Origin of the sequence: Actinoplanes sp. NPDC000266, assembly GCF_042899005.1 — a bacterium.
Lineage (GTDB): Bacteria > Actinomycetota > Actinomycetes > Mycobacteriales > Micromonosporaceae > Actinoplanes.
Genome location: NZ_JBIAZI010000002.1, coordinates 156,814 through 177,636, shown reverse-complemented (window position 1 = coordinate 177,636; position 20,823 = coordinate 156,814). Strand labels below are relative to the sequence as shown.

The following is a 20,823-nucleotide window of genomic DNA, read 5'->3' as shown; positions in this document are numbered from 1 at the left end:
CGCCGAAACGTCGATCCCAGCTCGGAGTTGCCTCGGAGGACCTGTCATTCCGCTGTGCGCTGAGGAAAGCTCCGAGGCAACTCCGAGGTGGGACCGAGCGATCGGCGAGGACGGTTAGGAACACTTCCGGCCCATGGGTGAAGCACTGGCCGGTCGTCGGCGCTGGATCTGGGTCGCCGCGGCTGTCGTCGTGCTCGCGCTGATCGTGTACGGAGTCGTCCGCGCGCTGAGCGCCGACGCCAAGGAGACGCCGAAAGCGGCCACCACGGTGGCGGTCGATCGCGGCGCGGTGACCACCGAGGTCGCGACCACCGGGACGTTGCAGCCGGCACAGACGCGGAGTCTCTCGTTCGCGGTATCGGGCACGGTGGAGAGCGTGTCGGTGCGCGCCGGCACCACGGTCACGGCCGGGCAGGCCCTGGCGAAGGTCGACGACACCGACGCGGCCGAGGCCGTCTCGGACGCGCAGGACGCGCTCGACGACGCCGAGGACGCGCTGACCGAGGCCCGGGAGAGCTCGGCCGCGGCCACCAGCTCGGCCACGGCGGGCACGGCCACCTCCTGCGGGACGAACGTCGCCGCCGCGTACGTCACGGGAACCGGCACCACCGTGACGCCGACGCCCACCGCGACCACCACCTCGCCGACGGCGAGCCCGACCGCGTCGCCGACAAAGACCGCCACCCCGACGAAGACCGCCACCCCGGCGCCGACCGCGACCCGCACGACCGCGCCGACCACGACCACGTCCCCCACCCGGACCGCCGGCGCGCCCACCAGCGGCGGCAACAAAGGCGGCAATACGGACGGCGGCACAGGCGGCAACACAGGTGGCAACACCGGCGGCGGCACCCCAGGCGGCGGCACGAGCGGTAACACCGGCACCAATTGCGGCAATTCGGGCGGCGGCAGCGGCACGTCCGGTGGTCAGCAGGGCGGACAGCAGGGCGACCCCATCCTGAGCGCCCAGCAACGTGTCACCCAGGCCACCACCACCCTGGAGAACGCCGAGGACGCCCTTGAGGGCGCCACGATCACCGCACCCATCGCCGGCCGGATCATCAGCGTCAGCGGCAAGGTCGGCAGCCAGGTCAACTCCGGCTCCGCCTTCGTGACCCTGGCCGACGTCTACGACATGCAGATCAGCGCCGACTTCCCCGAGGCCGACGCCGACCGTCTCGCGGTCAAGCAGAAAGCCGTCATCACCCTGGCCGACCGTCCGGGCAAGGAGTTCAAGGCGACCGTCGTGCAGGTCGACCCGGTCGGCACCAGCGACGGCACCATGGTCCGCTACGGCGTCGTGCTCGCCTTCGACACCTCGCCCGAGGATCTGCTCGTCGGCCAGAGCGCCTCGGTCAAGGTCACCACCGGCTCCAAGGACGAGGTGCTGCGCGTCCCCAGCACCGCCGTCCACGACGTCGAGGGCACCTCCGGCACCGTGCTCAAGGGCGGCAGCCAGGTCAAAGTGACCGTCGGCCTCCGCGGCGACCAGTACACCGAGGTCAGCGCCGGCCTCGCCGAGGGCGACGAGGTGGTGCGATCTTGGTAAGGATGGTGAACAGCCAGCTCGTTCATAGGGAATTCAAAGACAGCGTTGATATCCCTTCCAGGTGCTGACTGAAACCATGGCCCCGGCGCGTGTCGCCCGGGTGCTCGTCGTCGACGACGAGCCGAACATCTCCGCCCTGCTGAGCGCCACTCTGCGCCTGGTCGAGTTCGATGTGCGGGTGGCCGACTCGGGCCACAAGGCGCTGGTGGCGATGGAGGAGTTCGAGCCCGACCTGGTCGTGCTCGACGTGATGCTGCCCGACCTGGACGGCTTCGACGTGGCCCGGCGGCTGCGCTCGACCGGCTCCCGGGTGCCGGTGCTCTTCCTGACCGCCCGCGACGCGGTCGAGGACCGCATCTCGGGGCTGTCGGCCGGCGCCGACGACTACGTGACCAAGCCGTTCAGCTTGGAGGAGGTCGTGCTGCGCATCCGGGCCATCCTGCGCCGCAGCCAGCCCGATCTCGCGCCGGCCGAGACCGGGGTGCTGCGCTACGCCGACCTGGAGATGAACGAGGACGCGCACGAGGTCCGCCGGGCGGGCCGGCTCATCGACCTCTCGCCGACCGAGTTCAACCTGCTCAAGTACCTGCTGATCAACGCGGGCCGGGTGGTCAGCAAGGCGCAGATCCTCGACCGGGTGTGGAAGTACGACTTCGGCGGTGACGGGCGGATCGTCGAGTCGTACGTCTATTACCTGCGCCGCAAGATCGACAAGACCGACCCGCCGCTGATCCACACGGTGCGGGGTGTGGGATACGCGCTCCGTCTGCCACGCGGCGAAGAGTGAAGGTCAGGCGCTGGGGGCACTGGACCCTCCGTTCGCGGCTGGTCCTGGTCGTCGGCGCGCTCGCCGCGGTCGCCCTGGTGCTGGCCAACGTGGCCGGGGTCCTGCTCATCCGTTCGTACCTGCAACAGCGGATCGACGATCAACTGCGGGGCATGACCAGGCCGTACGCCTCCGCGCCGCGCCCGGACGCCGGATTCTTCCCCCGCAATCGTGTCCTGCGGCTCGGCCCCGATCAGGTCGTCTACGTCTACAACGCCGACGGCACGCTGGACGCGTCGCTCAGCTCGAGCGCCGACGCCAACCGGCCGGCGGTCGAGGCGTACGGCAAAGTCGCCGGAAGAGAAGCCGGCCGCCCCTTCACGGTCCCGGCCCGCGACGGCAGTGCCGACTGGCGGCTGATCGCGGTCGCCAACGCGGAGACCGGCGGTGTCGCGGTGATGGGGCTGTCCCTCTCGGAGGTGCAGCAGACCACCGAGACGCTGGTGCTCATCGACGCCGGGGTGAGCCTGCTGCTGCTCGCCCTTCTCGGTCTGGGTGCGGCTTTCGTCGTACGGCTCGGCCTGCGCCCGCTGACCGACATGGAACGCCTGGCCACCGACATCTCGGCCGGCAACCTCTCGGGCCGGGTGGCCGACACCGACCCGCACACCGAGCCCGGCCGGCTCGGCTCGGCGCTCAACTCGATGCTGAGCCGCATCGAGGCCGAGGTCGACGCCCGCACCGCCTCCGAGCGGCGGCTGCGCCAGTTCGTCGCGGACGCCTCGCACGAGCTGCGGACGCCGCTGACCTCGATCCGCGGCTTCGCCGAGCTCTACCGGCGCGGTGGCGCCCCGCCCGGCCCCGCGCTGGACGAGACGATGAGCCGCATCGAGTCGGAGGCGGGCCGGATGGGTGTGCTGGTCGAGGACATGCTCCTGCTGGCCCGGCTCGACCAGCAGCGCACACCCCGGCGCAAGCCGGTCGACCTGCTGGAGATCGCGGCCGACACCATCCGCGACGCGCACGCCCGCGTGCCGGACCGGCCGGTGCAGTTGGAGGGTCTGGCCGACGACGACGACACGTTCGAGCCGGCCACCGTCCTGGGCGACGAGCACGGCCTGCGCCAGGTCGCGACCAACCTCGTCGCCAACGCCCTTCAGCACACGCCGGCCCAGGCCAAGGTCACGGTCCGGGTGGGACGGGTGCCGGCTCGTCCGCCGGCCGACGGCAGCGTGCTTTCGGGTCCCATCTCGTACGACTCCACGCCGCTCGCGGTGCTCGAAGTGACCGACGACGGCCCGGGCGTCCCGGCCGCGCACGCGGCCCGGGTCTTCGAGCGCCTCTATCGGGCGGACTCGAGCCGTACGCGGGGAAAGGGCGGTGGATCGGGCCTCGGCCTGTCCATCGTGGCCGCCATCGTGCACGGTCACGGAGGGTGGGTCGAGCTCGACACCTCGGGCAAGGGCGGCGCCACCTTCCGGGTGTTGTTGCCCACCGCCGGTGACACCGCGTGATCTTTCCGAGGTGGCTCCGAGGTTGCTAGGAAGCTCCTCCCAGGCCGCTTCGCCACAGTGTCCGGCATGCCAGCGCGCCTCAACCTGCGACGTCCCTCGGTGGCGGTCAACACCGCCCTCGGCGTCGCCCTCGTAGCCGGGGGTTTCTGGGCGTACCAGACCCTCTCGGGATCGGACTCCACCCCGGCCGCCAACGCGTCGGCCCGCACGATGGCGGTGCAGACGGGCACGGTCACCAAGACCGTGACCGCGGACGGCACGCTCGAGAGCGGCAGCACCGCGAGCGCCAGCTTCGTCACCGGCGGCACCGTCACCTCCATCACCGTGAAGGTCGGTGACAAGGTCACCAAGGGCCAGATCCTGGCCGAGGTCGACCCGGCCGCGGCCCAGCGGACCCTCGACGCGGCCGAGGCCGACCTCGACGCCGCCCAGGACGCGCTCGACCGGGCCGAGGACGCCGGCTCCGACACCTCGTCCGCCTCCAACGAGGTCGAGCAGGCCCAGCTCGCCGTCGACGAGGCCGAGGCCGGTGTCACCGGCACGGTCCTCAAGGCGCCGATGGCCGGCACGGTCACCGCGGTCAACGGCACGCTCGGCAGCTCCTCCTCGGGCACCGGCTCGTCGTCCTCGTCCTCCGGCGGGGGCCAGCAGGGCGGCGGCGCGACCGGCGGCGGCTCGTCCTCGTCGTCGAGCTCGTCGTCCTCGTCCTCCTCCTCGGGCTTCGTCGACATCGCCGATCTGAGCAAGCTCCAGGTCACCGCCTCGTTCGCCGAGGCCGACGCGACCAAGCTCAAGGAGAAGCAGACCGCCGACGTCACCTGGAACGCGCTCAACAACACGACGGCCACGGCCAAGGTCGCCGCGATCGACCCGTCGGCCACGACCTCCAACAACGTGGTGACGTACGGCGTCACGCTGACCCTGGACAAAGTGCCGGCCGGGGCCAAGGCGGGGCAGACCGTCTCGGTCGCGGTCACCACCGGCAGCGTCGAGAACGCGGTCTACGTCAACTCGGCCGCCATCACCACGGTCGGCAACCGGCACACGGTCACCGTGGTCAGCAACGGCGCGTCCGAGACACGGTCGGTCGAGATCGGCCTCGAGGGCGACAGCGCCACCCAGGTCACCTCCGGGCTCACCGCGGGCGAGCAGGTCGAGCTGAAGACCACCTCCACCGGTACGTCCGGCAACGGCACCACCGGCGGCGGCTTCCCGGGCGGGGGCGGCCAGGGCGGCTTCCCCGGCGGCGGTGGCAACCTCGGCGGTGGCGGCGGCAACTTCGGCGGCGGGGGCGGACGATGACCCGCCCGGTCCTGGACGTCCGCGACCTCAAGAAGATCTACGGGCAGGGCGAGGCGACCGTGCACGCGCTGCGCGGGGTGTCGGCGACCGTCGAGCGCGGCGACTACGTGGCCATCATGGGCTCGTCCGGCTCCGGCAAGTCGACGCTGATGAACATCCTGGGCGCCCTCGACATCCCGACCTCCGGCACCTATCTGCTGGACGGCGTGGACGTCAGCCGGCTCGGCGACCGGCAGCTGGCCCTGGCCCGCAACCGGCTCATCGGCTTCATCTTCCAGGCGTTCAACCTGATCCCCCGGACCTCCGCCGTGGCGAATGTCGAGCTTCCCCTGGCGTACGCCGGAGTCAAGCCCAAGGAACGCCGCAAGCGCGCCATGGCCGCACTCGACATCGTGGGGCTGGCCGATCGGGCCCGGCACGAGCCGAATCAGCTCTCCGGCGGGCAGCAGCAGCGTGTGGCGGTGGCCCGGGCGCTGGTCACCGAGCCGGCGCTGCTGCTGGCCGACGAGCCGACCGGAAACCTGGACAGCCGCTCCACCGAGGACGTGCTCAACGTCTTCGACCAGCTCAGCTCGTCCGGGCGCACGATCGTGCTGATCACCCACGAGCCCGAGGTGGGCGACCGGGCGAAACGGCTGATCCGCCTGGTCGACGGCGACATCGTCACCGACGTACGGCAGTCGCCGATCAACCAGCCGCCGGTGGGCGTCTTCGCCGGGAGGCATTCGCTGTGAGTTTTTACGAGGTCGTCCGGTTCGCGCTGCGCGGATTGTCGGCCAACAAGCTGCGGTCGGCGCTGACCATGCTCGGCATCCTGATCGGTGTGGCGGCGGTGATCCTGCTGGTCGCGGTCGGCAACGGCTCGGCCAAGGCGATCAGCGACCGCATCGAGGCGCTCGGCACCAACACGATCACCGTGATGAGCACCGGCCGGGGCGGGTCGAGCAGCACCGCGCTGACCAAGGACATGGCCGACGCGCTGGTCGACCCGGTGCTCGCCCCCGACGTGAAGTCGGTGTCGCCGGTGGTCAGCTCGTCCGCGACGGTCACCTACGAGGGCACCGACCACGACGTGAGCTCGTTCGTCGGCACCACGCCGGGCTGGTTCACCGCGTCGAACACGCCGGTCGGGCAGGGCGCCGCCTTCACCGCCGACGACGAGGCGCAGGGCCGCCGGGTCGTGGTCATCGGGCAGACCGTGTCCGAGGAGCTCTTCCCCGGCGTCGACCCGATCGACAAGCAGGTGACGGTCGGCGGGGCGCTGTTCACGGTGGTGGGTGTGCTGTCGGAGAAGAGCTCGACCGGCTTCCAGGACGCCAACGACACCGCGGTGGCGCCGCTGACCGCCGTACGGCAGGTCCTGACCGGTTACGGGTCGTTGAACTCCATCCTTGTCGAAGCGGCCGACCCCGGCAAAGTGGACGCGGTGCAGTCGGAGGTGTCCACGATCCTCAACCAGAAGCTGAGCGTGACCTCGACGGGCTCGTCCACGTCCACCCCGTACCGCATCCAGAACGCCTCCCAGCTGCTGGCGACGCAGACCGAGACGGCCGACACGTTCACCACGCTGCTCGGCGCGGTGGCCGCGATCAGCCTGCTCGTCGGCGGCATCGGCATCACCAACATCATGCTGGTCACGGTGACCGAGCGGACCCGCGAGATCGGCATCCGCAAGGCGCTCGGCGCCCCGCGCCGGGTCATCCTGACCCAGTTCCTGATCGAGGCGACGCTGCTGAGCGTCATCGGCGGCGCCCTGGGCGTGGCCGCCGCGCTGATCGGCAGCAGCTTCGAGATCGTCGGCGTCAAACCGGTGATCGTGCCCAGCTCCGTGGGGCTCGCCCTGGGCGTCTCCATCGCGATCGGACTGTTCTTCGGCGGCCTGCCGGCCAGCCGCGCCGCCCGGCTGCGTCCCATCGACGCGCTGCGCTACGAGTGAGGACCCGCTGTGACAATGAATGACGACACCGCCGTGCTGTCGATGACCGATCCGCCGAAGGGCGACGACGACGGCTTCGCCACCGAACTGGCCAAGGCGGCGCCGAAGCGCTGGTGGAACAAGGGCACCCTGGTGCTCGGGGCGATCGTGCTGCTGGTCGGCGGCTTCGCCGGCGGTCTGCAGGCCCAGAAGCAGTGGGGCGACTCGGGCACGGCCGGCGGGGGCGGGAACCGGGCGGCCGCGTTCGGCGGAGGCCAGAACCGGGCCGGATACGGCGCGGCGGGCGGCTTCCCCGGCGGCGGCCAGGGCTTCCCGGGCGCCGGCGCCGCTGGGAACGGCACCGCCTCCACCGCCGCGGCCGCCACGACGGGCAAGGTCAAGCTGGTCAACGGCACCACGATCTACGTCGAGACGGCCGACGGGACAGTGGTGACGGTCAAGACGGACGGCAAGACGAAGGTCTCGACGGCGACGTCGGGCAAGGTCGCCGACGTGAAGGCGGGCCAGTCGGTCACCATCCAGGGCGCGGCCGGAACCGACGGCTCGGTCACGGCGACCTCGGTGACGGCCCAGAAGTGACATGAAAAATATGTCCTGAGCAGTATGTATGTGACATTGTCAATACGTGCGAACCCATTGATGAGTCCCCTCCGTGTTCCTAGGCTGAGAGCCAGCTGGGAGCGGAGGGGGTGGGTGCGTGCTGCCCGAGGGAACCGCCCTGCGAGGGCGCGATGAGCTCCTTGCCACGATCGAGGGCCGCTTGGCCACGGGCGGCGGGATCGCCCTGCACGGCCCGGCCGGCATAGGCAAGACGGCCCTGCTCGACGCGGTGGCAGCCGCGGCGGCCGCGCGCGGCGAGCTGGTGGTCCGGTTGCGGCCGGTGCGAAGTGAGCACACGTTGCCGTACACCGGAATCTCCGACCTGGTGACCCAGCTCCCGGAAGAGGCGGCAGCCGGCCTGCCACCGGCCCAGCGCGCCGCCTTGACCGCCCTGCGCCAGGGTTTGCCGCCGAGAGCGGGCGCCCCCGCGCTGGCCCGCCGCCTGGTGCTGCCGCTGCTGCTGGCCCGTGCGGCCCGCCGCCGCGCGGTCCTGCTGGTCCTGGACGACTGCCAGTGGCTGGACACGGAGTCGGCCGAGCTGATCGCTTTCGCCATGCGCCGCCGCCCGGGCCCCCGGGTCCGGGCGATCACCGCCCAGCGCTGGCCCGACACACCACCCGCACGCCCCGCGCCGCCCCGCTCGTCCGCTCCCTCTGCGCCGCCCCGCCCGGTTGACCCTTCCGCGCCGGGACACCTGGGGGAGTCGCATGATGTCGCGTTGCCGAGGGCCGTGGCCGGGAGCGGCGCGCCGGCACGGGCCACGGCTACGGGCGTCACGCCGGTGGGTGCGACGCCGGGGAGGGCCGTGCCGGGATGGGGCGGGCCGGAAGGTGCGGAGCCGGTGGATGCGGCGTCGGGCGAGGCCGTGTCGAGGCGGACCGGGTCGGAAGGTGTCGCGCCTGCGGGTGCTGACTCGGGGAAAGCTGGGCCGGGGCGGGCTGACGTGGGTGGGCAGCGGCATCGGGCGGCTCGGCTCTGCCCGGCGCCGGTTCTGGAGGTGATGGTGCCTCCGCTGTCGGCGGATGATCTCACCGAGTTGCTTGAGGCTCGTGGGCTTCCCTGTCGCATTGCCAGCCGGATGCATGAGGCCAGCGCGGGGAACCCTTTCCTGGCGCTGACGCTCGGTGCTGCCGTGTCGCCGGGGCCCGCGTGGCGGCCGGCGCCGCTGCCCGAAGCGGCCCGGGAGATGCTGGGGGAGCGGCTGGCGGCGCTCGGCGACGAAGTGCGGCGGACTCTTCTGGTGGCGGCGCTGGCGGTCGAGCCGACCGTCACCGTTCTTCTGCGGGCCGGGCGGGACGACGCCGTACGGGATCTGCGTCATGCCGCCGGGACCGGTGTGGTCCGGCTCGACGGTGAGGCCGTGCGGTTCACGCCGCCGCTTCTGGCCACCGTGCTGATCGAAGGGACGAGCGCGGGGGAGCGGGTCGAGGTGCACACCGCCCTGGCCGCCGGTGCCGTCGATCCCGTCGAGGCCCTGCGGCATCGGGCGCTGCGCAACGGGCGGCCGGACGCCGCCGTGGCCCGCTCGCTCGCCTCGGCCGCCGACCGGTGTGCGGAAGGCGGGGCCGGGCGCACCGCCGCCGAGCTCTACCTGCTCGCGGCCGACCGGTGTCCGCACACGCACGCCGCGCTGCGGCTCGACTGGCTGGTCGCGGCCGCCCGCACCGCCCTGACCGCGGGGGCCGGCGCGCTGGCCGGGCGGGCCGCCGAGGCGGTCATCGCCGGTGGCGCGCCGGCCGGGCACCGGGTGCGGGCCCGGGTCGTGCTGCTCGATCTGGCCGGGCAGGGGATCGCCGACATGGGGGAGATGTTCGCGGCGGCGCTGGCCGAGGCCGGTGACGATCCCGCCCTGCTGGCGCCGGTGCGGCTGCGACTGACCTGGGCCGCCTTCCTCACCGGGGACCCCGACGCGGCCGAGGCCGAGGCCGGGCGGACCGTTGCCGCCGCCCGCAGCGCCGGTGATCCGACCACCGAGGCGATGGCGCTGAGCATCCTGGCCCAGATCCAGCGGCTGCGTGGTGAGCCGGGCTGGCCGCGGACCCTGCGGCAGGCGCTCGCCCTGCCCGCCGCTCCGGCGCCGGACTGGCTGCACTACGGGCCGCGCTACATGGCGGCGCGCTTCGCGATGGTCGACGACCGGCTCGACGAGGCCCGCGACGAGTTGCTCAAGCTGCTCGTCGTGGCCGAACAGGACCGCATCGGCGAGGCCCGGGTCGAGGTGCTGCGGAGCCTGTCCGAGGTGGCCACCCGGGCCGGGCGCTGCCGGGAGGCGCTGCGGTACGCGCACCGGGCCGTGCGGGCCGCCCAGCACGCCGGGCTCAGCCCGGGACCGACCTGGCACACCGCGGCCGTGGCCGAGCTGGCCGGCGGGAGCCTGGCCGCGGCCACCGGCTTCGCCCGCCGGGGTGTGCGGGCCTCCGAACAGGAGGGTGACACCCTCTATCTTCGGCGCAACCTGCACGCGCTCGGGCAGGCCGAGCTGCGGGCGGGACAGACCCGGGCCGGCGTGGCCGCGCTGCTGCGGCTGCGTGAGCTCGAGGCCGAGACCGGCGGGGCCGACCCGATGATCGTGCGCTGGCACGGCGATCTGGCCGGTGGGCTGGCCGCCCTGGGTGAGCATGCCGAGGCCGAGGCGATGCTGGCCGAGGCGCGGGCGGCCGCGCACCGGCTCGGCGACCATCCGGGGCTGAGCGGATATCTGGACCGGGCCACCGCCGTGGTGCTTTCGGAGAGCGGACAGGCCGAGTCGGCCGTACGGCTGTCGGCCGCGGCCGCCCAGCATTTCGCTCAGTTGCATCAGCCCATCGAACAGGCGCACGCGCTGCTCGTGCAGGGCAGCGCGGAGCGGCGGCGCCGCCGGTACGCGGCGGCGCGGGTGGCCATCGGCGCCGCGCTGGCGATCTTCCTGGCGGCCGACGCGAAACCGTGGGCCGAGCAGACGGAGCGGGCCCTGGCCCGTACGGAAAGCAACTCCGCTCCCCTGGATCTTGGTTTGACCTCGACCGAGCTGCGGATCGCCGCCCTCGTGCGCGACGGCGCGAGCAACCGGGAGATCGCGAGCCGGCTGTTCCTGAGTGTCAAGACGGTCGAGGCGACGCTGACCCGCATCTATCGCAAGCTGGGCGTCCGTTCCCGCACCCAGCTGTCGTCGCGGCTGCCCTCCGTGGCGGAGTTCACGTCAAACGTCTGACCAGGACATACGGCACGCAGAGTGACCGCCGCTACAGTAATCCAGTGGTGACAGTCACGCCCGTAACGAACGTTTTACCTGCGTGATTTGGGTATGGAGCCCGATCCCTGGATCGTTGTACAGGAAGGCGACGAGGCCTATCGCCATCACGATCCGTTAAGGAGTCGGCCATGCCGTTCACGACCAAGCTTCGCGACGTTCGCACCGTTCTGGCGAACCGCCGGACGATGCGGGTCGCCCACCGCAAGCTCACCGACGAGCTCGCGTCCTTCCGTTCGACCGCCGAGCGCGCGGAGCTCGACGAGCTCATCAGCCGCCACACGGCCGCGGAGACCGAAGAGATCCGCGCGATCCTCTACCGCCAGGACCTGCACCGCCAGCAGGCCGGCGACCGTCAGACCGCCGGCCTTGGCGGTTACCTCGGCTGACTAGTGCTTGCGGTCCTCGGGGACCGCTGATTTGGCCCGGATGCTGCCCGCGTGGGCTTTGGCATCCGGGTCTTTTCGTGTCTTCATCAGGCTGGCCACCGTCGTGACGACCAGGATGACCAGGATGACGACCAGGGACAGCGACGTCGAGATCTCCGGCGCCGAGTGGGTGACGTCCTCGTGCAGCCAGTGCAGCACCAGCTTGGCGCCGATGAAGGCCAGGATGAGCGACAGTCCGGTGGAGAGGTAGACCAGCCGGTCGAGCAGGCCCTTCACCAGGAAGAAGAGCGCGCGCAGGCCGAGCAGGGCGAACGCGTTGGCCACGAAGACGATGAACGCCTCGTCGGTCACGCCGAACACGGCCGGGATCGAGTCGAGGGCGAACAGCAGGTCGGAGCTGCCGATCGCGATCAGCACGATGAACATCGGGGTGACGACGCGCTGGCCGTCGACCTTGGTGATCATCTTGCCGCCGATGTAGTCGTCGGTGACCGGCAGGAAGCGCTTGCTGGCCTTGACGAGCGCGTTGTCCTCGACGTCGGGATCCTCGTCGCGGTGCCGGAACAGCTGCACCGCCGTGAAGATCAGGATGAGACCGAAGATCAGGAACATGAACGAGAAGAGCGACAGCAGCGTCGCGCCGAGCGCGATGAAGATGACCCGCAGCACCAGCGCGATGATGATGCCGAAGGTCAGGACCTCCTGCTGATATTTCTCGGGCACCGCGAAGGTGCTCATGATGATCACGAAGACGAAGAGGTTGTCGACCGACAGGCTCTTCTCGACGATGTAACCCGCGAAGTACTGAGCGCCGAAGTCCCAGCCGGCGATCATGCCGAAAACCACACCGAAGGCGACGGCCACGGTGATGTAGAAGATCGACCACGCGGCGGCTTCGCGGAAGCCGACGGCGTGGGGGCGAAGGACGCCCAACGTCAGGTCGAGGGCGAGCAGGGCGACGATGACGCCGATCGTCAACGTCCAGCCGAGCGCGGTGACCTCAAGTGGCATGAGTGGGGAACCTCCGGGCGATAAGCGGGGCGGTTGCCGATCAATCGTCCCCGCTTACCCTGGGAGATTCCTGAATAACGCCGGATTGACCAGGGAGTTATGCCACCTGGAAAGATCGTTTGGCCAGGCCCATCCAGAATCCGTCGATCGGCTGCTCGGGCGCGCGCTCCGGATCGTCGGCCGCGCCGAGCGTCAGGAACATCGGCGCGAAGTGCTCGATGGTCGGGTGGGCCCAGGGCATGCCGGGCGCCCTGTTCTGGAAGTCGGCCAGCTCGTCGACGGCGCCGCGGGCCAGCGTCTCGGCGGCCCAGGCGTCGAACTCGCGCGACCAGCCCGGCGCGGCCGCGTCCGGCCGCCAGTCCCGCAGGAACGGCAGGCCGTGCGTGGTGAAGCCGGAGCCGACGATCAGCACGCCCTCGTCACGCAGCGGAGCGAGCCGCCGGCCGATCTCGAGCAACCGGCCGGGTTCGAGGGTCGGCAGGGACATCTGGAGCACGGGGATGTCGGCGTCGGGGTACATGACGGTCAGCGGCACGTACGCACCGTGATCGAGACCCCGGCCGGTGCGGGCCACCCGCTCGTTGTCGGGCATGAGCTTCTCGATGCGCGTGGCCAGCTCCGGCGCGCCCGGCGCGGCGTACGTGACCTCGTAGTACTTGCGCTCGAAACCGCCGAAGTCGTAGACCAGCGGCACCGGCTCGGTCGCGCCGAGCATGAGCGGCGCCGACTCCCAGTGGGCCGAGGCCATCAGGATCGCCTTGGGCCGGGGCAGGCCGGCGGTCAGCTCCTCGAGCTGACTCACCCAGCGCGCGTCGTCGACCAGCGGCGGGGCGCCGTGGCTGAGGAAGAGGGCGGGCATGCGGGCCATGGGTGCCTCCGGTTGAAGGTTCAACTTTCTGACACCAACCGTACGCCCATTTACTTGTAGCGTCAACTAAAACGAACGACATTACCCTCAGTGTTCACGCGCCGTAGGGGCCACGGTCCGTTATTGAGCAGGTGCAGAAAATAACCGGGGAGTTGATCTTGCGTTCAGTCCACTTCGGTGTTCGTTAAATTCCCTTTACGGGTGTCGTCCCCCGGATGTGGAATGCCTGGTAGATGCCGCCTTGCATCATGCATCCTCGATGAATGCACATCGGACTGAAAATTAGTCTCATGAGGACATTGCGCCGGGATTGGCGCGCTGGCATGCTACCCGATGTCGTGCTGGGGGGCGCTCACCGTAACGTTCGCGTCGAGCCACCGAAACTACTCTCGGTAGTCACCGCGCGAAGTTCACCGCAAGTCACGGCGCGACTAGGCGCGCGCGTGGAGAGGAGGCCCGGCAGTGGCGACATCGCCGCAGCTACCCCTCGCCGATGATCTGTTTCTCACCGCCCACGACTCGGTCAAGGGCAAGTGCCTGCTCTCCCCGGCCACCCTCGGCCTCGGCATGGCCGCCGCCCTGATCGGTGAGCTGGTGCTCTGGCGCCGGCTCGATCTGGTCGACGGCAAGATCCAGATCATCGACGACCGCCCCACCGGGGACCCGGCGGCCACCGCCGTCCTCGACCAACTGCTGCGCGAGGGCCACCACCGGGCCATCCGCGACTGGATCTCGTTCCTGGCCACCGGCATCGCCGTCGACCTGGTCGAGCGCCGGTTGTCGCGCGCGGGCCTGGTGCAGCGCCAGGAGAAGCGCGGCCTGTTCGGCAGCAAGGTGTCGTTCGTGCCGAGCGACTCCATGATCGCCGGCTGGCCCGCCACCCGCATCCGCACGTTCATCGGCCGCGGCGAGATGCTCGACGTCCCCGACCTGGTGCTGGCCGGGCTCATCCTGGCCACCGGGCTCGACCAGCACGTCTTCGTCACCCTCGACGCCCGCGGCCGCACCCAGCTGTTCGACCAGCTCAAGCGCCGTCTCCCCGCCATGCTGCACGAGCTGGTGAGCCAGACCGAGGCCGCTGTCGGCGACGCCGTCATGGCCCGCCGCGCCTGACGAACACCGGACCACCCACCCCCTTCCCACAACCCCCTCAATGGAGATCCGCGTGTCCACCACGTCTACACAACCCCCTGAACAGAGCCAGCTGTCGAACGCACTGGCCCGCGACCGGCTCGGCGTCGCCGCGGTCGTCTTCTTCGTGATGTCCGCGGCCGCGCCGCTCACCGTCGTCGCCGGCGTGGTGCCGACCGGTCTCGCCGTCACCGGCCTGACCGGCATCTCCATCGCCTTCGTGGCGGTCGCCGTCGTACTGGCGATCTTCGCCGTCGGCTACGTCGCCATGGCCCGCCACATCGCCAACGCCGGCGCGTTCTACGCCTACATCTCCCAGGGTCTGGGCCGGCCGCTCGGCGTCGGCGCCTCCTGGGTGGCCCTGCTGGCGTACAACATGTTCCAGATCGCCTCGTACGGCGGCTTCGGCGCCATCGCGGCCCCGCTGTTCTCCGACTGGTTCGGCGTCGACATCAAGTGGTGGGTGCTCGCGCTGGCCTGCTGGGCGCTGACCGCCGTCCTCGGCGTGCTCGACGTGGCCGTCAACGGCAAGGTCCTCGCGACGCTGCTGGTCGCCGAGATCGTCGTCGTGATCGCGTTCAGCTTCGCCGACATCTTCTCGCCGAACTTCTCGGCCTCCTCGGCCCCGCTCGACCCCGGCACACTGGTCGGCGCCGGCTCGGGCGCCCTGCTGGTCATGGCCGTCACCGGCTTCGTCGGCTTCGAGCAGTCGGTCGTGTTCTCGGAGGAGTCGCGCGACCCGCGCCGTACGGTCTCGCGCGCCACCTATCTCTCGGTCGCCATCATCGCCGTGCTCTACGGCTTCGCCGCCTGGGCCATGATCTCGGCCGCCGGTGACGACGTCGTCGGCCGCGCCGCCAACGAGGGCCCCGACCTGTTCTTCAACGTCGCCTCCGACCAGCTCGGCAGCTCCGCCCTGCACATCGGGCACGCGCTGTTCCTGACCTCGCTGATCGCCGCGATGATCTCGTTCCACAACATCATCTCGCGGTACACCTTCTCGCTCGGCCGTGAGGGCGTGCTGCCCCGCGCGTTCGGCAAGACCGTGCCCGGCACCGGCGCGCCCAAGAACGGCTCGCTGGCCCAGTCCGCGCTGGCCCTGGTCGTCATCGTGGTCTACGCCGTGAACGGCTGGGACCCGCTGGTCAACATGTTCTTCTGGGGTGGCACCGCCGGCGGTCTCGGCGTGCTGATCCTGGTCACCATCACCTCGGTCGCCGTCATCGGCTACTTCCTCAAGCACCCCGAGGGCGAGGACTTCTGGCACCGCATCGGCGCCCCGGTCATCGGCACCATCCTGCTGATCATCATGACCTACCTGGCCATCGACAACATCGCGACGCTGCTCGGCGTGGAGCCCGGCAGCACGCCCGCGGTGGTCGTACCCCTGTCGTTCGCCGTTCTGTTCGTCGCCGGTCTGATCTGGGCGCTGATCCTGCGCTCGACCCGTCCCCAGATCTACGCCGGCATCGGGCTCGGAGCCCGCAGCGCCACCGCAACGGGGGGCGGCGGATTCTCCGCGGCCCTCGCCAGCACCGAGGAGAACAAGTGAGTCACGGCACCATCCGTCCCGCCCGCGAGAACGAGATCGCCGACGTCGGTCTGCTGATCAGCCACTCGTTCTTCGAGCTGGACGCCAACCGGTACCTGGTGCCGTCGCTGGACGACCGGCTGCGGGTGATGGCCGACTTCTTCACGCTGCTGACCGAGTCCGCGGCCCGGGTCGACGTGATCGACAACCCGGACGGCGACGGCCTGGCGGCGACCGCGGTGTGGTTCGACTACACCAAGGAGTCGGCCGGACCGGAGAACTACGAGGAGCGCCTCAAGGCGCTGGCCGGTGTCTACCACGACCGGTTCGTCGCCCTGGACGAACTCTTCGAGAAGCACCACCCGCACGACCCGCACTGGCACCTGGCGTTCCTCGCGGTCCACCCCGACCACCAGCACCACGGTCTGGGCAGCGAGCTCATGAAGCACACGCACGACGAGCTCAAGGAGACCGGCGTGCCGGTCTACCTCGAGGCGACGAACCAGAACAACGTACGGCTCTACCGCCGGACCGGCTACGCCGACATGGATCCGTTCGAGATGCTGCTGCCCGACGGCACGGCGTTCTACCGGATGTGGCACGCGGCCTGATCGCGTCGCCGGCCTTCCGCTGTCTCACCAGCGGAAGGCCGGCCCGCGGGTGACGCCGCCCGGCAGCAGCGGCCGCTGGGTGTAGCGCCAGGACATGGCGACCACGACCTTGCGGTCGCCGTGCTCCGGTCGCAGGTCGCCCGGCCCGCAGGTGTGCCGCAGGGCGAAGTCGGTGAACATCAGTCCCTTGCAGAGGTACGGGCCGGCGACCACGTCATCGGTGTCCGCGTCCCGTACGGTCAGCTCGATGTCGGCCTGGATCCCCGGCATCGCCTCCATCTGACCGGCCACCCGCACCGAGCCGCCCAGGGCGTGACACGGCTTGGCCAGCACCGGATGGCCCAGATCCCAGCTGTACTCGTCGCCGCAGCGCCACGGCCCGAACTGCGCCTCGGCCCGTCCGGGCCCGGCGGACACGCCGACGCCGGTCGGGCCCACCGAGACGTGCGCGCCCGGCGGCCGGGCCTTCGCCGGACCGTCCGCGCCCGCGGCGCCGCCGCCCGCCACCGTGCCGCCGCTGGGCCCGCCGCCAGGAAGTCCTCCACCGGTCAGCCCGCCGCCGCCCATCTGCGCGCCGCTCTCGGCGAGACTGCCGGAGATCTGCGGGGGACCGGCCGTCGGCCGCGGCGCCTTGCCCTGGCCGGCCGGGACCGCGGTGGCCGCACCGGGCGCCACGGACGTGACCGGCGGGGCGGCCGCCGCACCGGAGCCGGGGGAGTCGAGCAGCTGCCACGCGTTGAAGCCGCCCACACCCGACACGGCCACGGCCAGCCCGATCAGCGCGACCATCATCCCCGGCCGGCGCCACTTCCAGGTGCGGGGGCCGTTGCGCGGGCGCTTGCGGGCGTTCGGAACCGGCCGCGACGACGGGTGCGAGACGGCCCGCAGCCCCAGATCCGGGGTGGCCGTGTCGGCGTACTCCTGGGTCTGCCCGGCCAGGGCGGGAACCCCGGCCATCTCCCGGGCCAGCTCGCGCAGGGCGGCGCCCAGCTCGGCGGCGGCCGGGCGGCGGGCCGGATCCTTGGCCAGGCACCACGCGATCAGCTCCCAGGCCGCGGGCGCGACGCCCGGCGGGCACACCGGTTTCTCGTCCAGGTGCCCGCGGAGAACGGCCAGCGGCTCACCGGCGTACGGCGTGGAACCGGTTATCAGTTCGTAGAGAACGACGCCGACGGCGTACACATCGGACGCGGGGGAGGCCTCGCCCTGGATCGCCTCGGGCGCCATGTAGTGCGGGGTGCCGACGATGGCCTGCGGGGTGGTGAGCCCGGCCGTGTCGAGCACCCGGGCGATGCCGAAGTCGGTCAGGCGCACCTCGAAACGGCCGGCGTTCTCCTGCAACAGGATGTTGTCCGGCTTGACGTCACGATGCACGACGCCCAGCTCGTGCGCCTGGGTCAGGGCGGCCGCGACCTGCGCGAGCAGCTCGGCGGCGTCGGCCGGCGGCAGGGTGCCCATGGCCCGGACGTACTGCCGCAGGCTCCCGCCCGAGACGTAGTCCATGACCAGCGCGAGCGAGCCGCCCACGCTGAACAGGTCGCGGACGCCGACGATGTTCTCGTGCCGCATCATCATCAGGATGGTGCGCTCCTGCACGAAGCGGATGACCAGCTTGGGCTGCCGTAACAGCCCTTCGTGCAGCAGCTTGACCGCGACGTCGGCCCCGGTCGCCCGGTCGATGCCGCGCCACACGGTGCCGGTCGCACCGTGCCCGACCGGGCAGACCAGGACGTACGAGTTGCCTACGCAGCGGCCGCTGAGATCGGCGGTGGCGGCTTCGCCGGGGATGATGCCACCGGTTACGGAGGGGGATGACTGCACCTGTGGTCGGGTCCTTCCATCGAGCGCGTCCAACGTAGCCGAACCGCGCCGATCGTCCTGATCGATGGCGGTACGGGCAACCGTCCGGCGCCCGAACTCTCACTCACGGTCAGTCGCGCCGCTCGCCCGTCACCCCATCCCGTAAGGTTCGTTTCTCCTTTACTTGACCGCCGGTGGAGGCGATGTGGGCGACACCGATCCGATCTGGCCGGCGGTGGACGAGGCCCGCCGCTGGCTGGACCTGAACAACGGCACGATGCCGCTGGAGATGACCTGCCGCATCCTCAAGGTCACTGAGGAGGCGGGCGAGGCCGCGGCGGCCTGGATCGGCCTGCTGGGCCAGAACCCGCGCAAGGGCGTCACCCACACCCGCGACGACGTGGCGGCCGAACTGGCCGACGTGGCCTTCACCGCCCTGGTCGCCATCGCCAGCCTGGACGTGGATCCCCACCAGGCCCTGACCGCCTGCACTGAGAAGCTCCGCGCCCGCCTGGCTCCGCCCGATCCTCTGTCGTGGCCCCCACGGCCGCCGATCACCGGCTGAATGCTCGCAGCCCGAGCCGCATCGCGACCTCGGGGACGAACCACTCGAGGAACTCCGGGTGCGTCTCGCGATCGTCGTGGATCACCGCACACCACTCCGGCCGATTCAGGACGGCCAGATACTCCAGCACGAGGCGATCTCGCCCCTCGTCGTCGCAGCCGGACTTCTCCGGTGGCCTCCGTTCGAGGCGATCGGCGAGCAGAGCGACGGTGAGATACCGCTGCGCCGTGGGCGCGAGCCCGCCGAACAGTTCCGCGTGCCTCGCGAGCACGGCCGCGGCCGGCGGGTAGCTCTCCAGTGTTGCTCCCATGCCGCCCGCGTCGGCCATGGCCAGCAGAAGCCGGCCGGTATGCGCGATCAGCTCGTCATCCACGGCCGCGGAGGTGATCGCCTCGTACAGGTGCCCGACGGTGGCGAGCCGCTCGGCAAAATAACTATTGAGGTAATCGCCGTCGCAGGCGTGGCGAAGCAACCAATGTCGCTGATCGTCGTCGACGCCGTAACGGCATAGTGCCTCGACCACGTACACGCGTCCCCAGCCGGCCACCCGCTGCGCCAGCCAGAGCAGCGTCTGGCTGCCGTTTCGGGGACGGCGGGCCAAGGCGTCCACGGCGAGCGGGCCGAAGTGGTTCGACAACAGCCCGATCGTCTGGATCAGCGGAATGTCCTCGGCGTCCCACCCCGTGGCGAGCAGGGCCAGGCCGACCGTGGCCGAGCAGCGATCCGTGCCGTGCCGGACGAGCCAGCGGCCCGCCTGGCGCACCCGGTCGGCGTCGGCCCGTAAGGCCGCCGCCACGATGTGCTCGTTGCGGTGAATCGGGACGTAGACGTCGTGGAACGCGCCGTTGAGAGCACTCGGCGGTGCGTGCGGCCGCGCGAAATGGGCGTCGAGAATGACGGCGACGGCAGCGCCCGCCCGGCGGTGATCGTCGCTTGCCGGGAGACGGCGGCCCGAGTGGAGATCGTCGTCGGGAAATGGATAGCCGTCGCGGGGGAGGGGCTCGTCCGGGTGCAGGCGGTGAAGACGCATCGCATGCCCGAAGAGCGTGGCCGCGGTCACCGGCGGGTGAAGGGCTCGATTCTTTCGATCATGGTGGCGATGGTGTCAGGGCGACCCCGGCGAGCACAAGCCGTGGGTGGGGCCGTTCTGCCGGTTAGGGTCAGCCGGCGCTGAGGTTGAGTTCGAAGCTGTAGCGGCTGGCCCGGTAGACGTGGCTGCCGTATTCGAGGGCGCGGCCGCCCGCGTCCCAGGCCGTGCGCGTCATGGTCAGCAGGGAGGCGCCGCGTTTCTCGTGCAGGGTGCGGGCCTCGGCGGCGGTGGCCGAGCGGGCGCCGATCACCTGGGTGGCGATGCGCGGGGTCAGGCCGGCCCGGCGCAGGAGCTCGTAGAGGCCGTGTGCGGCCAGGTCGTCGCGGGTCAAAGGGAGCACGTCGACCGGGATGGCGTTGTGCATCAGGGCCAGGGGCTCGCCGCCGGCGTAGCGCAGTCGTTCGATCCAGGTGACCTCGGTGCCCGGCGCCACCTCCAGGGCGGCGGCGATCGGGTCGGGGGCCGGCATCGTGCGCAGCTCGAGCACCTCGGTGCGGGGGGAGCGGTCGCCGGCCACCAGGTCGTCGTACAGGCTGGAGAGCTCGACCGGACGGCGGACCTTGGGGTGCACCACCTGGGTGCCGACGCCGCGCTTGCGCACCAGCATGCCGCGCTCGACCAGATATTGGATCGCCCGCCGCGTCGTCGGGCGCGAGACGCCGAGGCGCTCGGCCAGGTCGACCTCATTCTCGATGCGGGCGCCGACGCCGATCTCGCCCTTCTCGATCAGCTCCTGCAAACGGCTCGCCACCTGGAAATACAGGGGCACGGGGCTGGTGCGGTCCACCTCGACCGGTCGAAACGGCGGCGACAGGTCCGATGTCACTGCTCCCCCTCGGATCATCGGTTTGTCATGACAAAGTATTGACGTAGACCGCTCCAAGTTATTACATCGAAGGCAGCAAACATAGCGTCGCCGACTGGTTACGAA

18 protein-coding genes are annotated in these 20,823 nt (G+C 71.0%); 13 read left to right on the top strand and 5 right to left on the bottom strand.

Annotated elements, in window-relative coordinates; translation table 11 throughout:
• Positions 1 to 133 precede the first annotated feature (133 nt).
• From ACFY36_RS07195 to ACFY36_RS07155, 9 genes are all read left to right on the top strand, one after another.
• Positions 134 to 1,549 carry an efflux RND transporter periplasmic adaptor subunit gene (locus ACFY36_RS07195; protein ID WP_499745023.1) on the top strand — a complete coding sequence of 472 codons (1,416 nt, stop codon included), beginning with the start codon at positions 134 to 136 and terminating at the stop codon, positions 1,547 to 1,549.
• Between the two features lie 76 nt (positions 1,550 to 1,625).
• A complete protein-coding gene (locus ACFY36_RS07190) occupies positions 1,626 to 2,336 on the top strand; it encodes a response regulator transcription factor (RefSeq protein WP_499745837.1) in 711 nt (236 codons plus the stop codon).
• Positions 2,333 to 3,829 carry a sensor histidine kinase gene (locus ACFY36_RS07185; RefSeq protein ID WP_499745022.1) on the top strand — a complete coding sequence of 499 codons (1,497 nt, stop codon included), beginning with the start codon at positions 2,333 to 2,335 and terminating at the stop codon, positions 3,827 to 3,829. Before ACFY36_RS07190 ends, ACFY36_RS07185 begins: the two co-directional genes overlap by 4 nt.
• 66 nt (positions 3,830 to 3,895) lie before the next feature.
• On the top strand, positions 3,896 to 5,131 hold the full coding sequence (locus tag ACFY36_RS07180) for an efflux RND transporter periplasmic adaptor subunit (RefSeq protein ID WP_499745021.1): 1,236 nt from the start codon (positions 3,896 to 3,898) through the stop codon (positions 5,129 to 5,131).
• The gene (locus ACFY36_RS07175) at positions 5,128 to 5,865 is read left to right on the top strand and encodes an ABC transporter ATP-binding protein (protein ID WP_499745020.1); all 738 of its coding nucleotides are present in this window, start codon (positions 5,128 to 5,130) and stop codon (positions 5,863 to 5,865) included. The genes ACFY36_RS07180 and ACFY36_RS07175 overlap by 4 nt, the downstream gene beginning before the upstream one ends.
• The gene (locus tag ACFY36_RS07170; protein ID WP_499745019.1) at positions 5,862 to 7,067 is read left to right on the top strand and encodes an ABC transporter permease; all 1,206 of its coding nucleotides are present in this window, start codon (positions 5,862 to 5,864) and stop codon (positions 7,065 to 7,067) included. Before ACFY36_RS07175 ends, ACFY36_RS07170 begins: the two co-directional genes overlap by 4 nt.
• Positions 7,068 to 7,082: 15 nt before the next feature.
• Positions 7,083 to 7,646 (top strand): hypothetical protein, encoded by a 564-nt coding sequence (locus tag ACFY36_RS07165; RefSeq protein ID WP_499745836.1) that lies wholly within the window; start codon positions 7,083 to 7,085, stop codon positions 7,644 to 7,646.
• 118 nt (positions 7,647 to 7,764) lie between these two features.
• The gene (locus ACFY36_RS07160; protein WP_499745018.1) at positions 7,765 to 10,857 is read left to right on the top strand and encodes an AAA family ATPase; all 3,093 of its coding nucleotides are present in this window, start codon (positions 7,765 to 7,767) and stop codon (positions 10,855 to 10,857) included.
• Between the two features lie 170 nt (positions 10,858 to 11,027).
• Positions 11,028 to 11,285, top strand: a complete 258-nt coding sequence (locus tag ACFY36_RS07155; protein WP_499745017.1) for a hypothetical protein — start codon at positions 11,028 to 11,030, stop codon at positions 11,283 to 11,285.
• Here the strand turns inward: ACFY36_RS07155 and ACFY36_RS07150 are convergent, their stop codons facing one another.
• Positions 11,286 to 12,296: a TerC/Alx family metal homeostasis membrane protein gene (locus ACFY36_RS07150; protein ID WP_499745016.1), complete on the bottom strand. Its 1,011-nt coding sequence runs from the start codon at positions 12,294 to 12,296 to the stop codon at positions 11,286 to 11,288. It lies immediately after the preceding gene.
• Positions 12,297 to 12,393: 97 nt separating this feature from the next.
• Positions 12,394 to 13,164 carry a dioxygenase family protein gene (locus ACFY36_RS07145; RefSeq protein ID WP_499745015.1) on the bottom strand — a complete coding sequence of 257 codons (771 nt, stop codon included), beginning with the start codon at positions 13,162 to 13,164 and terminating at the stop codon, positions 12,394 to 12,396.
• A 462-nt stretch (positions 13,165 to 13,626) separates the two neighbouring features.
• Between ACFY36_RS07145 and ACFY36_RS07140 the strand changes: the two genes are divergently transcribed.
• Genes ACFY36_RS07140 through ACFY36_RS07130 form a run of 3 tightly spaced genes read left to right on the top strand, consistent with a single transcriptional unit; the run spans position 13,627 to position 16,437 of the window.
• Positions 13,627 to 14,277 carry a GOLPH3/VPS74 family protein gene (locus tag ACFY36_RS07140; RefSeq protein WP_499745014.1) on the top strand — a complete coding sequence of 217 codons (651 nt, stop codon included), beginning with the start codon at positions 13,627 to 13,629 and terminating at the stop codon, positions 14,275 to 14,277.
• A gap of 52 nt (positions 14,278 to 14,329) precedes the next feature.
• Positions 14,330 to 15,847, top strand: coding sequence for an APC family permease (locus tag ACFY36_RS07135; RefSeq protein WP_499745013.1), 1,518 nt, complete (start codon positions 14,330 to 14,332; stop codon positions 15,845 to 15,847).
• Entirely contained in the window at positions 15,844 to 16,437 is a 594-nt protein-coding gene (locus ACFY36_RS07130; RefSeq protein WP_499745012.1) for a GNAT family N-acetyltransferase, read from the top strand. The genes ACFY36_RS07135 and ACFY36_RS07130 overlap by 4 nt, the downstream gene beginning before the upstream one ends.
• A 24-nt stretch (positions 16,438 to 16,461) precedes the next feature.
• On the opposite strand, the gene ACFY36_RS07125 is transcribed toward ACFY36_RS07130, so the two are convergent.
• A complete protein-coding gene (locus ACFY36_RS07125; protein WP_499745011.1) occupies positions 16,462 to 18,258 on the bottom strand; it encodes a serine/threonine-protein kinase in 1,797 nt (598 codons plus the stop codon).
• A gap of 256 nt (positions 18,259 to 18,514) precedes the next feature.
• On the opposite strand from ACFY36_RS07125, the gene ACFY36_RS07120 reads away from it, so the two are divergent.
• Positions 18,515 to 18,802, top strand: a complete 288-nt coding sequence (locus ACFY36_RS07120; RefSeq protein WP_499745835.1) for a pyrophosphohydrolase domain-containing protein — start codon at positions 18,515 to 18,517, stop codon at positions 18,800 to 18,802.
• Here ACFY36_RS07120 and ACFY36_RS07115 read toward each other — a convergent pair.
• Complete coding sequence (locus ACFY36_RS07115; protein ID WP_499745010.1) at positions 18,792 to 19,862, bottom strand: hypothetical protein; 1,071 nt, start codon at positions 19,860 to 19,862, stop codon at positions 18,792 to 18,794. The genes ACFY36_RS07120 and ACFY36_RS07115 overlap by 11 nt on opposite strands.
• 100 nt (positions 19,863 to 19,962) lie before the next feature.
• Positions 19,963 to 20,718: a GntR family transcriptional regulator gene (locus ACFY36_RS07110; protein ID WP_499745009.1), complete on the bottom strand. Its 756-nt coding sequence runs from the start codon at positions 20,716 to 20,718 to the stop codon at positions 19,963 to 19,965.
• Positions 20,719 to 20,823 lie beyond the last annotated feature (105 nt).

Coding starts and splice junctions, on each gene's coding strand:
- ACFY36_RS07120 (WP_499745835.1), top strand. CDS start 18,515: ATGCCGCTGGAGATGACCTGCCGCATCCTCAAGGTCACTGAGGAGGCG.
- ACFY36_RS07145 (WP_499745015.1), bottom strand. CDS start 13,164: ATGGCCCGCATGCCCGCCCTCTTCCTCAGCCACGGCGCCCCGCCGCTG.
- ACFY36_RS07180 (WP_499745021.1), top strand. CDS start 3,896: ATGCCAGCGCGCCTCAACCTGCGACGTCCCTCGGTGGCGGTCAACACC.
- ACFY36_RS07190 (WP_499745837.1), top strand. CDS start 1,626: ATGGCCCCGGCGCGTGTCGCCCGGGTGCTCGTCGTCGACGACGAGCCG.
- ACFY36_RS07195 (WP_499745023.1), top strand. CDS start 134: ATGGGTGAAGCACTGGCCGGTCGTCGGCGCTGGATCTGGGTCGCCGCG.
- ACFY36_RS07150 (WP_499745016.1), bottom strand. CDS start 12,296: ATGCCACTTGAGGTCACCGCGCTCGGCTGGACGTTGACGATCGGCGTC.
- ACFY36_RS07165 (WP_499745836.1), top strand. CDS start 7,083: ATGAATGACGACACCGCCGTGCTGTCGATGACCGATCCGCCGAAGGGC.
- ACFY36_RS07155 (WP_499745017.1), top strand. CDS start 11,028: ATGCCGTTCACGACCAAGCTTCGCGACGTTCGCACCGTTCTGGCGAAC.
- ACFY36_RS07175 (WP_499745020.1), top strand. CDS start 5,128: ATGACCCGCCCGGTCCTGGACGTCCGCGACCTCAAGAAGATCTACGGG.